This is a genomic window from Clostridium sp. KNHs205 (genome assembly GCF_000702945.1).
GTDB lineage: Bacteria > Bacillota > Clostridia > Lachnospirales > Lachnospiraceae > Anaerocolumna.
In genome coordinates, this window is the sequence record NZ_JNLE01000003.1 from 3658683 (window position 1) to 3672453 (window position 13771).

Consider the following 13771-nt stretch of genomic DNA (forward strand, 5'->3'; position numbering starts at 1 on the left):
CCTATGAACGATCCATTAATAAAACTGATAGATATTTATAAAATATATGAAATGGGCAATACGGAAGTAAGAGCCAATGATGGTATCAACTTAACGATATTCAGTGGTGAGTTTGTTGCCATCGTCGGTAAATCCGGCAGTGGCAAATCTACCATAATGAATATTATCGGAGCTTTGGATGTACCAACAAAAGGCCAGTATATTTTAAACGGAGAGGATGTCAGTACTTTAAGAGGTGACGAACTGGCAGAAATCAGAAATAAAACCATTGGTTTTATATTTCAGCAATATAATCTTCTTGCCAGACAAACCTTACTGGAAAATGTAGAACTCCCGCTGTTATATGCGGGAGTCTCCAGAAAGCAGAGGAAAGAACTGGCCCTTGGGGCATTGGAGAGAGTTGGGATAAGGGATAAATGGAAGAATTATCCCAATCAGCTCTCCGGAGGCCAGCAGCAAAGAGGCTCTATAGCAAGGGCACTGGTTGGAAATCCTTCTTTGATACTTGCCGATGAACCTACGGGAGCTCTGGATTCCAAAACCAGCAGAGAAGTCCTTGACTTCTTAAAACAGCTTAATCAAGAAGGTAATACCATAGTGCTGATAACCCATGACCAGTCTATTGCCCTGGAAGCGAACAGAGTAGTAACCTTAAAGGATGGGAAAATCGATTTTGATGGCAGTACCGAGGACTACAGGAGGAATCATACATGAGTATATTTCAGACTTTTAAGCTTGCCATCAGAAGTATTGTGGGGAATAAACTGCGTTCATTTCTGACAATGCTTGGTATGATTATCGGTGTTACCTCAGTTATTACTCTTATGGGTTTAATGAACGGTGTAACCAATTATGTGCTTTCCACCTTTTCCGGCATGGGAACCAATATGCTGACAGTAACCGTAACCAATACAGATACCAGATATGTGGAGGTTGACGAAGTTTATGACTTTGTAAAGGAAAACAACAGTTATTTTAAAGGGGTAACACCTACAGTAACAGGACGGTATACCTTAAAAAACGGAACCACCTCTATAACCTCAACCGTTACAGGAATAGGTGAGGATTATGCAGATTTAAATGACTTTAAAATGTCCTCCGGAAGATTTATCAGTTATGCAGATATAAAAAACAGATATAAAGGAGCCGTTATCGGAACCTATATAGCCAACGAGCTCTTTGACGGTTCAGTAAAAACCGGAGATAATATCCGTATCAACGGTTCTGTTTATACAATAGTAGGTATAAAAGAAGAGGAAGCGGATTCGGAAGAGGGATCTGCAGATGACTGTGTGTATATTCCTTACTCAAACGCTGTAAGAATGGGCAGTACCGGTATTTCCAGCTATTCCTTTGCGGCTGCCTCTGATGATAAAGTAAATGAATGCAAAGAACTGCTTGATAATTATCTTTATGATATCATGAAAGATGAGGATCTTTATACCATTTCTACCATGGCTCAACTTCTTGAGACTGTTACGGATATGACGAATATGTTAGGCTCCATACTGGGAGGTATTGCGGGTATTTCTTTGCTGGTTGCCGGTATCGGTATTATGAATATTATGCTTGTATCCGTCGTGGAAAGAACAAAAGAAATTGGTATCAGAAAATCTCTGGGAGCTAAGAAAAAAGATATTCTCTTACAGTTTGTCATGGAAGCAGCAACCATTAGTATACTGGGAGGTACAATGGGGATTCTGCTTGGCTGGGTTGCAACCACTAACATTGGAACTGCTTTCGGGCTGGAAGCATATCCATCAAAAAGTGCCATAATACTGGCATTTTCCGTATCCGCAGCAATTGGTGTGGGTTTCGGGTTTATGCCTGCCAATAAAGCTGCAAAACTAAACCCCATAGATGCCCTTAGAAGTGAATAAAGTTGGTCTAAAAATAAGAGTTTCATACTAATAATATACAAATAGGATATGGACTAGAGAAATTATATAAGTTGAAGAACGTTTTTTCCTTTGTCAGCTGAAAGCAGATATTTAAGCAAAGAAAAGGAAAAACAGGATTCAGCTTGTATAAATGTGTGTCAAGTCACACAGTCAGGCATTAGTTGAAAAAGATAAGGCGATTTTTTCAACTACGTATTCAGTAATATCAAATTCAAGATTTGATATTCACGAAAGGAGTTAGTATGAAACTTTTCTTTAATTTATCCCCTGGAGCTGGTAAAAGGTCCAAATTATATACAAGGCTCATTTGCTTTGTATTGATTACTGTACTTCTCTTCTCTTATGGGCAGGGATTAAATACTTATGCAGAGACCTCACAGGATACGCAAAAGAGTCAGGAGGCACAGAATAATCAGGATACAGAAAATAATCAGGAACAGAAAAGTGATCAAAACACACAGAATAACCAGAATACAAGTAATCAGAATGCCGCGGCAACGGCAGATGCAGCCGCTCTTGATATTTCCTCTGAATCTGCAGTTCTTATCGAAGGCTCAACTGGAACAATCATTTATGAGAAGAACAAAGATCAAAAAAGAAATCCGGCCAGTATCACTAAGATAATGACCTTACTGCTTATATTCGAAGCATTGGCATCTGGTAAGATTAAATTAGAGGACCAGGTTTCCGTCAGTGAATATGCAGCCTCAATGGGGGGATCTCAGGTTTATCTGGAACCATTTGAAACCCAGGACGTAAACACGATGATAAAATGCATCAGTATAGCCAGTGCCAATGATGCTTCGGTAGCAATGGCAGAGTACATAGCAGGCTCGGAAGAATCCTTTGTAAATATGATGAATGCCAAAGCAAAGGAACTTGGTATGAACAATACCAACTTTGTTAACAGCTGCGGTCTGGATGTCGATAATCATTATTCTACTGCCTATGATGTTGCCTTAATGTCCAGAGAATTGATAACCAAATATCCGCAAATCAGTGAGTATTCTACAGTCTGGATGGATACCATAACTCATACCACTAAAAAAGGTCAGAGCGAGTTCGGACTTACCAATACAAATAAACTGATTAAGAGTTATAATGGAATCACAGGCCTTAAAACCGGTTCTACCAGTCTGGCCAAGTACTGTTTTTCAGCAACTGCCAAAAGAGATGGAATGGATATGATAGCAGTAGTAATGGCTGCACCGGAAACAAAGGTGCGTTTTAGAGAAGCGGCTAAGATGATGGATTATGGCTTCGCGAACTGCAGTATTTATTCCGATGAGAATACGGATCTGGCTGTCACACCCATACCTGTTAAAAAAGGTGTGGCAGACACTTTGAATTACCGCGTAAATGATAAGTTTTCATATCTGTGTCTGAAAGGAACAAATCCTGCCGAAATCACGAAAACAGTAACTATAAATGAAAGTGTTTCAGCACCTGTTAAAGAGAATGACAAAGTGGGAGAGGTTACGTATCAGTTGGATGGCAAGACCCTTGGAAAAGTTGATATCGTAGCAGCTGAAAACATTGCTGAAGCAAAATTTAAAGATTATTTTAAAGCTGCTTTTAAGAAATTATTACTATAAGAAAAAACCGTTATATATAATCCGACAAAATGAGTACAGCTACAGGTTTTTTAAACTATAGACCGCAGAGGAAGTCTGTGTTATAATTGATAACAGGCTTTCTGGCGGTCTATCCTTTTTATGGAAAACCAAAGAAAGGCTTAATGAATGTAAGACAGTAAATATAGACTTAAAGTTCGTAAATATATATAATGAATGAAATGAGGGTTTGAATGCTTAAAATAATTGGAGTCATAATTCTACTCCTTTTACTGATTGAATACCTGAGGAATCTAAGACCTGAAATCACAGAAGAAATAATAAGTTCAGATAAAATACCCGTTTCCTTTGACGGCTGCCGGATCGTTATTATAGCAGATTTACATAACTACAGTTATGGTAAGAACAATGAGATATTAAAAAAGCAGATAGACCAGGTCAAACCGGACTTCATACTGGTTGCCGGAGATATGCTGGTACGAAAAGCAAAAAATAAATACGAAACAGCATACTCACTGCTTAAAAGTCTATCAAAGAAATATCCAATCTATTATGGGATGGGGAATCATGAGCAAAGTCTTGCTTCCCAGCAGGAGGAATATGCAAAGCTATACAGGGAATATGAAAAGAACTTAAAAAAAGAAGGCATTATGTTTCTTGATAATGAGAAAATAACCTTAAGAAGAAAAGGTGAAGATATCAGGATTACAGGTTTATCCATTGGAAAACCCTACTATGGTAAATACAAAAAAGTTATAATGCCGGAAGATTATATTGAAAAATCAGTAGGAAAATGTGACAGGCAATGTTATAATATATTGATTGCCCATAATCCAATGTATTTTACTGATTATGTTGCATATGGAGCGGATCTGGTTATTTCAGGGCATGTTCATGGTGGTATTATAAGGCTTCCTTTTTTAGGAGGAATGCTGTCTCCCCAATACAGGTTCTTTCCGAAATACGATGCCGGACGATTTGAAACTGGTGATTGTACCATGCTGATATCCAGAGGTCTGGGACTTCATACCTTAAAATTCCGTATTGGTAACAGACCGGAATTAATGACTGTAATACTAAAAGTAAAACAAAATATAGAACAAAATAAGTAAATTTACTTATATCTCCCAGGCTTTAAAGTACTGAATATTCATTCTTGTCTTATGCAGTTAAGGGAAACGAAATCAACTTATATAGAAACATCTATGGTAAAATGCAAAAAGCAGGAGGAAATACATTTATGAGAATTGAGTTAATAAGGCTTTTGGCTTCTTTTATAGCAGGTTGTGTCGTAATGATACTTCATGAGTTTCCGAAAGCCTTATTATATAACAGATTAAATCCCAATCAGGATCCTAAAAAAAAGAGAAATATATATAAAATATATCAATATATTGATCCCATAGGTATGCTATTCTGTTTCACCAACCAGATTGGTTTTTCTAAGCCCTATATGTACAGGCTTAAGAACAGAAAGAGTAATCTGATGCTTGGAATCTGCGGATTCTCCAGTCTGTTCCTTGTATTTGCAGCAAGTATGATTTACCTCTATCTTTCAGGTGATTTTACGGCACAGCTCACCATTAATTCAAATGACAGTATACCCACGCTGTTATATCAGATGAGTGTAATATATACTGCACTTATCAGTTTTAGCATGCTGCTGATTAATTTATTTCCTGTATCGACCTTTGATATGGGTTTATGTATAGCTGCGAAATCACCCTCAAGATATTTTACAATTATTAAAAATGATTATTTTATTAAGGTATTATTGATATTTACTATTATCTTTGGATTTCTGTACGATGTATCTATCAGCATTATATTATTTATTCTGCAAATTGCGGACAACCTTAGTAAGGGTTTGCTGCTGATATTTTAGTGTATTAGATTTGTATTATTATTTAATTCGTATTTAATTCTGCCACGAGAGGTATATATGGATATTTCATTTAAGCTGGAAGTCTTTGAAGGTCCACTGGATCTGTTATTACATCTTATTGAAAAAAATAAGGTGAACATTCATGACATTCCGATTGCTCTTATAACGGAACAGTATCTGGATTATGTAAATCATATGGAAACAAAGGACTTGAATGTCATGAGCGAGTTTTTGGTTATGGCAGCTACCCTTTTGAACATAAAATCAAAAATGCTTCTGCCAAAGGATGAAAAACTTGGAAAAGAAGAAGAGGATCCGAGACAGGAACTGGTTGAAAGACTTTTGGAATATAAGATGTATAAATATATTTCTTTGGAACTAAAAGACCGTGAACTGGATGCAGGACGAGCATTCTATAAGAATCCAAGTATTCCGGAGGAAATTAAGAGTTATGAGGAGAAAGTGGATGTTTCACTTCTTCTTTCAGACTTAACCCTTGCCAAGCTGCATCGTATTTTTGAAACTGTTATAAAGCGGCAGGTGGATAAGATTGACCCTATTCGTAGTAAATTCGGACGTATTGAAAAAGAAGAAGGTAATCTCTCTGATAAAATGGATGAAATTCAAAAGTATGCCAGATTGCATAAGACTTTTTCCTTTTATCAGCTGCTCATGGGGCAGAGGGATAAGATTGAAATCATTGTTACGTTCCTTGGAATACTTGAACTTATGAAGACAGGTGAGATCCATATTCAGCAAGACAATCTATTTGATGATATTATGATTACATATAAAGAAGTGGTAGTGTGAGGTAGCCGGTACCAGGCCGGATACACAGAAAAGAGGTTATAATGGAAATTAATCAGGTGAAGGCAGCTATAGAAGCCATTCTGTTTACCATGGGCGAGGCTGTGGAACTGGATAGGTTATCTGCAGCTTTAGGGCATGATAAAGATACCATTCGTAAAATTGTGCATTCCATGATGGATGAATATAGCGCTGAAGAGAGAGGTATTCAAATTATTGAATTAGACGATTCTTTTCAGTTATGTACCAAAACTCAGCTTTATGATTATCTGATAAAGATTACACATGTGCCGAAGAAGCACATTCTGACAGATGTTTTGTTAGAAACCTTATCTATCATCGCCTACAAGCAGCCTATAACAAAACTGGAGATTGAAGCAATAAGAGGAGTAAAGTCCGATCATGCTGTTAATAAACTCATTGAGTATAGTCTGGTGGGTGAAGTAGGCAGAATGGATGCACCGGGACGCCCAATTCTCTTTGGTACAACAGAGGAATTCTTAAGAAGTTTTGGAATTCATTCCTTAGAGGATCTGCCGGTTATTGCTACAGATAAGGTGGAAGACTTTAAGCTGGAAGCCGAGGAAGAGGTTCAGCTAAAACTTGATATATAATATATAAAAGTACCTTATAAGAAGGAAAGAGGCTGGTTTTATAAACCCGGCACATGTATCCTTCAAACACACTCAGGTGCTAACTTGCAGAAGCTGCAGGATTTTCTCAAAGTAATTGACTTTGAAAATCCGACAGCTTTTTTATTTTTGACTTCAGCAAATTAATGACCTTCTGAGTAATCAGCGTATCTTTGGATATAATACCAGATATATGAAAATGATGAAAACCTAAGGAGGCATAAATGACCCTTTTGCATGACGATTATAACCGCATAACGGCACTTTTTTCCAAGAAACTGGATGAAAATATAGATACCCTCTGCGCATTGTTCGAGGACTGTGCCGATGTGGTAAAGAGAAAACTGAGTGTGGGTTCCGTTAATATGGTGGATATATATGTTATCTATGTTGACAACATGATTGACAAAGAATTACTTGAAATGAATACTCTTCAGCAGATATTCAGGGATTTGGAGGATATGCCTGCCACAGGGCAATTTGAATATATCAAGGAAAAGGGTATTCAGACAGTAGATCTAACCGAAGTATCTACAATTCCAGAGATAGTAGGGCAGATACTTTCGGGTGATACTATTATACTGGTAGACGGCTATGATAAGGCACTTAAAGTATCTGTAAGAAAAATGCCCAACCGTGGTGTTCCCACCAGTGAAAACGAAGTTGCTGTGAGAGGCTCCAAAGAAAGTTTTAGTGAAGCTTTCTTTATAAACCGGGTGTTGTTAAGAAGAAGAATAAAAGATACAAATCTTAAGATAAAACAGACGAAAGTGGGTACAAGAACTGCTACTGATGTAGCTATCTGCTATCTGGAAGGAGTAGCAAGACCGGAAGTAGTAGCAGAAATTGAACGCAGATTAAAGAAATATACAATTGACGGTATATTTGACAGCGGAATGTTGGAACAGCTTACTGAACGCAATACCTATTCTCCCTTTCCGGAATTCCAATCCACAGAAAGGCCTGATAAAGCAGCCTCCGCTATTTTGGAAGGCAGAGTCGTTCTAATCGTGGATAATTCACCTATTGTACTGTTGCTGCCCACCACCTTAAATTCCTTTTTCCAGGCTTCTGACGATGCCTATACCAGATGGGAAGTAGCTACCTTTTTAAGGCTTCTCCGTTATATAGGTGCATTTATAACCATTGCCTTACCCGGACTTTATGTGGCAGTAATTAACTTTAATGCAGAACTTTTATCCCCTGCCATGGCCTTGTCCTTTGCAGCTGCCAGAGGTGGTGTTCCTTTTTCGGTGCTGGTGGAAGTAATTATTATGGAAATCAGTTTTCAGATGTTATTGGAAGCCGGTATCAGATTGCCCGGGCCTATGGGCGGAACTCTTGGTATCGTTGGTGGCTTGATTATCGGTGATGCAGCAGTAAATGCCAATATTGTCAGCCCAATTGTCGTTATTGTAATTGCCTTAACAGCAATCTCTGCATTTACGGTTCCCAATGAGCCTTTTGCTTCTGCCTTTCGAATAGTTCGGTATTTTATTTTGATCTTATCATCTTTCCTGGGGCTTTTCGGATTTATCATGGGAGTTATTTTGTTACTGATACATCTGGGCGGATTAAAAAGCTTTGGCATTCCTTATCTGGTTCCTTTTGCTGCTTCAGGAATCAATCAGGGCTCCGATACAAAGGATGGAATGGTGCGGTTCCCTTTTCGAAACCTTAAGAGACGCCCCTTATTTGCCATGAAAGACGAAAGAACCCGGCTGGTTACCAATGAAAACGATGATAATAAGGAGAAGGGAGCGGAGTAATAATGTTTGCAGAAAACGATAAGATATCTTTAAGACAGTTTAACAGGCTTCTTATATTTGAACTTTTCAGCGTATCCGGAATAGTGATACCTAATATTGCGGCAGGTGCGGCGGGAAGGGATGGTTTGCTCTCAATTTGCCTGGGAACACTATATGCTTTTCTTTATGGTTATGTAATTCTTTATCTATGCAGACAGACAGGTGGACGTTATCTTAATTTCTGTGATGATAATTTTGGAAGGTTCGTGACCTTTTTTGTAGGTATACCATACATTATTAAGCTCTTTTTCTGCCTTGTATTCTCTGCACGGCTGTTCGGGCAGATTATTAACCAGACCTTATTGGCTGATACCGATAACAGAATTATCATTTTGTTTCTTTTAATCGTTTCTGCCTATGCCGCTTCAAAAGGGTTAGAAGTAAGAGCAAGGATTACAGAAGTAATTTTCTTTCTGGTAATTGTACCAATCTTCCTCTTTTTGCTTTTAGGACTGCGTAAAGTTGATCCGGGTAATCTTACACCTCTTTTCACGGAGAGTTTTGAAGATATAGGGTTTGGCAGTTATCAAATCCTTATCGCTTATAGTGCTTTGGAATTGATGATATTTTCCATACCTTTGATACACTTTAGACAAGGAGATATTAAGAGAGGGAAGAAGCTCTACAGTTATGTTGCAAAAGCACTTACAATAACCGGAATATTAAATATCCTTATGTATATAGTTACAATGGGTATGTTAGGCAGAATCGAAACAGGCGGCAAACTGTGGTCAGCAATTTATACTTTCCAGATGGTAAGGCTGCCCGGTGGCTTTCTGCAGAGACAGGATGCGTTTATACTTTCTTTATGGCTTCTTGGAATCTTTACCTTAACCGGTGGGTTATTCTATTATTTAAGTTATATTACCGGACATATTACGAAACTATCCAACCGCAACTATTTATTGGTGCCATTTATACTACTAGTCTTTGGAGCCTCCGTCATACCAATTGAAACAGAACAGTTTTTTATGTATTTTAAGAAATATATGATGTACATTGGGATGCCTCAATCCATCATAATACCCTTACTGGTGGCAGGTACTGGTAAGTTGAAGAAATTTATCAATAGAAAAGTTGTTGCCAATACGATCTTAGTTTTATTTATATCCCTTACCGGCTTTACCTTAACAGGCTGCAGTGATATGACAGAAATAGAAGACAGGAACTTTATACAGGCTGTTGGAATTGATATACTGGGTGAGGATATGTTAGAGGTTTATTATATCCTTCCGGATTTAAAAGCACTTACAGAGCAGGGTGCGGAAGACCCAAAGAAACTAACCTTGAATTTTAAGAACAAAGATTTCTCCGAAATAGAAGAAGATTATGGGAGAGAAAATAATAAACGACTTGATTTCAGCCAGCTTAAAACGATAATACTTGGAGAAAGCATAACAAAAAACCAAGAGATTATGTCATCCTTTCTCTCCTATGTAGAGAATAAGTATGAAATCGGACGCAATACATTAGTATTTCTCTCAGATAGTACCGCGAAGAGCATTATTGAGCTAAATGGTGATGTTGAAGGAGGAATTGGTGATTATCTGTCCCAGTTAAGCAGAGTTAATTTAAGAAACAACGGTATTAAAGAAATAGATATAGGCGATTTGATTCTGGCAAGAAATGAAGGTGATTTAAGCGTAATTATTCCGGTGCTTAAAAATGCTGACAAGAAGGTAGTTGTATCCGGCCTTGGAATCTTCTCAGAGGGATCAATCAACTATCTTGCAAATGAAAAAGAAAGTGATTTCATTTATTATGCCAGCGGTTTTGGTAAAAATAAAATCCTGTATCTGCCGCCGGATGAAAAAGACGGACCTCCTAAGTATGTTATAAAAATAAACAGGCTTATACGTACTATGGAATTTTACGAAGAAGCAGGAAAACCTTACCTGTCCATGTTGGTAGAAGGATATGCGTCTATTCAGAAAGGTGCACAACAGCAACAGGATGAAAGTAAGAGTGACACTATTGAGAGAATTGAAGAGGAATGCAATTCCTATGTCAGAGATAATATCGGAACCACAATAAAAGCAATAAGTCTGGGCAATGGTATTGATTTCATTAATTTATACCGAATGACAGGTTACCGGGATCGAAGTATCTGGTTAAATTACCGCGATAAGCAAAAGGAATTCTTAAAAGAGCTGACAGTAAATCTTACAGTAGATTTCCATATACAATAAATTGCGTGAAGTAACTTTCACAGTCAATACGGTCCGAAGACACTTGGTGTGTTATTTGCAGAAAAAGTGCCGTTTCAGTGAAACCATGTATTTTCAATTATCTTGCTGGTAACGGGTTTACTGTAGTAATAGCCCTGCCCGAAATCGCATAGAAGATTTGCGAGGTATTGCCTTTGATTGGAGGTTTCAATACCTTCCGCTGTAATCTTTAAATCCAGATCATGGGCAAGACGTATGATTGTTTCTACTATAATATCAGTATGCTCCTGGTTGGTAATCTCATTTACAAAGGAACGATCAAGCTTTACTATATCAATGGGGAGCTTTTTCAGATAAGTAAGGGAAGAGTACCCTATTCCAAAATCATCCAGTGCTATTCTAACACCCATATCACGAAGAGACTTCAATAATTCGACAGAGGTATCCATGTCTTCAATAAGGGAAGTCTCTGTAACTTCAAAGAGAACTTCACTTGGCTTTACCCCTGTAATGTTCAGTTGGTGCCGTATCTCTCCGGCGAGTCCTTTCCATCGCAGGCTATGACCGGAGATATTAATAGAAATTTTAATGGGAGGATACCCACTGTCCTCCCATATTTTTTTCTGCTTCAATGCCTCACTTAGTACCCATTTATCAATTTCCGTAATCAAACCGCTTTCTTCTGCAAGAGGTATAAAATCCGACGGCGGGATAAAACCGCTAACAGGATGATTCCAACGAATTAGTGCCTCCACGCCACAGATGGTATCAGTGGTCAAAGTGGTAATAGGCTGGTATAAAAGGCTGAATTCTTTATTGATAACTGCCATTCGCAAGGAATTGATCATTGCAATTCGCTTGCGATTAGCAGTTTCAATTTCATAGCTATAATAAGAATAATTATCCTTGGAGGTTTCCTTCACAGAGTACATAGCCAGATCAGCATTCTGTAATAATTTTATAGTAGTTATACCGTCTCTTGGAAATACCGTCAGACCTACGCTGAAAGTAATAAAAAACTCATGTTCATTAATAACCCAGATACGCCTTAATTTAGCAGCAAGTTCATTAAGAATATCCTCTGTTTTGCTTTTATTGCCATCTAATTGCAGCAGTACGGCGAATTCATCACCACCGACTCTTGCAGAAATATCATAATCTGACAGACTTTCCGTAAGCTGTCGTCCAAATTCCACCAAGAAAAAATCCCCTGCATCATGTCCCACTGTATCATTGATATGTTTAAAATTATCAATGTCCAGATACAGGAACGCAAAGGAGGTTCCAGTTATCATATTCTCATCAATCAGCTGTTCCATCCTGTTTTCGAAGGCAAATTTATTTGGCATGGAAGTTAAGGTATCGGTACAGGCTAGTGTCTTTAATTCTTCCTTTAATCTGATAGTTTCCTTGTGAGATTCATTTAAATCCAGCAGATTCTCATGAATCTTTACTTTTGCTTTCTCATAATTGGAAACACCATGATATATCAGAATCGAAATAACACCAGTGGATAAGATTACAAAGAAACTGCCTTTATAAAATTCGAAATTCTTTATTATCCTTATATCATCTGATATCATGTAGATTATTCTACCAGAAAAAACAATCCATAAAATTCCAAAAATAAAATACAGCAAAGATATTTTGATGGTTGTTGCAGAAGGGTTATACTTTATATGTGTAAGGTAATAGGTCTTTATGCGTTTAAAAGCAGAAGGCTTACCGTTATCTTGCTTGTTTGTTGTGTTTTCCATAGGTCACCAGCTCTTTTGAATATTCGGTAAAAAGTTATGTTATATTATAACATCGGATCATGAAAAAGTCATTGAATATATTCATAATAATTCGTTCCTTTAAGCTGTATTTTTTACCACTTGTGATAGTTTTTAACCAAATGATAATTATTATTACTTTTGTGAATACCATTGAATTTTTCCTGCTTCTAAGGCTTCTTTGAAAGTAGGAATAATGGGTTTTGCTCCGCCGTAATAGGTATACCAGTTGTTTGGATAGAGCGGGAGGGGATTATCAACTGCTTTTTGAATATCGACTGTAAGTGCTTCTTCAACCCTTAATTTTCTGGCAACAACAACAGTTCTGTAATTGTCCACCTCATAAGAACAGGTTACCAATGTCAGCAGTTCGTCCTTTTCATTTGCATCAACCGGAATATTATAGATAGATCTGATACGTAATTCATAGATATATTCAAGAAAATCAGCATCTCCGGTGAAGGAGGTTCTTATAAAGTTAAAGAAAGTATTATCAGTATCGGCATCTGCTTTTATTACAGCAATTATTTTCCACTGTCCTTTTTTATAGATACTGTCAAAGTTAATATAGGGATGTTCTTTATAAAATGACAGTTTATCATACTTTAACAGCTGGTGGAACATATTATTTGTTGATTTCATATTGTGTCCATAGATTACAAGGTTCTTTGCATTTTCCTCCAGTACGGAGCCTGTATTAAGAAAGAGACTGCCTGCTTTATCATTCTCTCTGTTGATATTCCTATAAAGATAATATTCAGGGTCCTCTTTACCCGATTGAAGGACCGGATAGTCAATATTGGTTCCGCCAACAGTAAGCCATCCTTTCACATCTTCATTAAGGGCTAACAATTGAGTGAATTCAAGAAGTCTTCCTTGATTATCATATTGTTCTTCAGACGATGCATTTTCAGAGTTATTTGCAAGTGTATCCGCATCAGATGATAATGCAGGTGTTATCAGGCTTTCAGTTGTTGCTCCATCTGCCGCCATTGCATCTTCTTTACCAGCGGCATAGAGAGTTCTGGCTTCATTAACAGCCTTATTAGACAGATAGGGCTTTAGCAGTAACTCATTTCCAATATATAACAGGCACAGAACAAAAATAACTGCTGAAAAGAACCTTATGTAATTGTAGAATTTTTGCGGCCTTTTAATCATAATTAACTCCTGTTTTCGCTTATGGCTATCATCTGTTCCTTTGGAGGGGGTATCCAGATA

At 37.5% G+C, this 13771-nt stretch carries 11 protein-coding genes; 9 read left to right on the forward strand and 2 right to left on the reverse strand.

From position 1 onward, the window contains the following. Nucleotides 1-3: 3 nt before the first annotated feature. The 9 genes from BR73_RS0115065 to BR73_RS0115105 all read left to right on the forward strand — a co-directional run bounded on the left by BR73_RS0115065 (nt 4) and on the right by BR73_RS0115105 (nt 10796). The gene (locus BR73_RS0115065; RefSeq protein WP_033166205.1) at nt 4-714 is read left to right on the forward strand and encodes an ABC transporter ATP-binding protein; all 711 of its coding nucleotides are present in this window, start codon (nt 4-6) and stop codon (nt 712-714) included. After that, nucleotides 711-1880 (forward strand): ABC transporter permease, encoded by a 1170-nt coding sequence (locus BR73_RS0115070; RefSeq protein ID WP_347463444.1) that lies wholly within the window; start codon nt 711-713, stop codon nt 1878-1880. The genes BR73_RS0115065 and BR73_RS0115070 overlap by 4 nt, the downstream gene beginning before the upstream one ends. A 263-nt stretch (nt 1881-2143) precedes the next feature. Beyond that, nucleotides 2144-3496, forward strand: a complete 1353-nt coding sequence (locus BR73_RS0115075) for a D-alanyl-D-alanine carboxypeptidase family protein (protein WP_051685220.1) — start codon at nt 2144-2146, stop codon at nt 3494-3496. 212 nt (nt 3497-3708) lie between these two features. Further along, the gene (locus tag BR73_RS0115080; protein ID WP_033166206.1) at nt 3709-4587 is read left to right on the forward strand and encodes a metallophosphoesterase; all 879 of its coding nucleotides are present in this window, start codon (nt 3709-3711) and stop codon (nt 4585-4587) included. Nucleotides 4588-4715: 128 nt separating this feature from the next. Beyond that, complete coding sequence (locus BR73_RS0115085) at nt 4716-5360, forward strand: hypothetical protein (RefSeq protein WP_033166207.1); 645 nt, start codon at nt 4716-4718, stop codon at nt 5358-5360. A gap of 57 nt (nt 5361-5417) precedes the next feature. Beyond that, nucleotides 5418-6170, forward strand: a complete 753-nt coding sequence (locus BR73_RS0115090) for a segregation/condensation protein A (RefSeq protein ID WP_033166208.1) — start codon at nt 5418-5420, stop codon at nt 6168-6170. Nucleotides 6171-6211: 41 nt separating this feature from the next. After that, nucleotides 6212-6781, forward strand: a complete 570-nt coding sequence (scpB, locus tag BR73_RS0115095; RefSeq protein ID WP_033166209.1) for an SMC-Scp complex subunit ScpB — start codon at nt 6212-6214, stop codon at nt 6779-6781. 242 nt (nt 6782-7023) lie between these two features. Beyond that, complete coding sequence (locus tag BR73_RS0115100; RefSeq protein WP_033166210.1) at nt 7024-8568, forward strand: spore germination protein; 1545 nt, start codon at nt 7024-7026, stop codon at nt 8566-8568. Between the two features lie 2 nt (nt 8569-8570). Continuing rightward, nucleotides 8571-10796, forward strand: a complete 2226-nt coding sequence (locus BR73_RS0115105; RefSeq protein ID WP_033166211.1) for an endospore germination permease — start codon at nt 8571-8573, stop codon at nt 10794-10796. Nucleotides 10797-10870: 74 nt separating this feature from the next. Here BR73_RS0115105 and BR73_RS0115110 read toward each other — a convergent pair whose 3' ends face one another. After that, nucleotides 10871-12532 (reverse strand): bifunctional diguanylate cyclase/phosphodiesterase, encoded by a 1662-nt coding sequence (locus tag BR73_RS0115110; protein WP_051685221.1) that lies wholly within the window; start codon nt 12530-12532, stop codon nt 10871-10873. A 153-nt stretch (nt 12533-12685) separates the two neighbouring features. Next, nucleotides 12686-13711: a class B sortase gene (gene srtB / locus BR73_RS27490; RefSeq protein ID WP_051685222.1), complete on the reverse strand. Its 1026-nt coding sequence runs from the start codon at nt 13709-13711 to the stop codon at nt 12686-12688. Nucleotides 13712-13771: the final 60 nt, after the last annotated feature.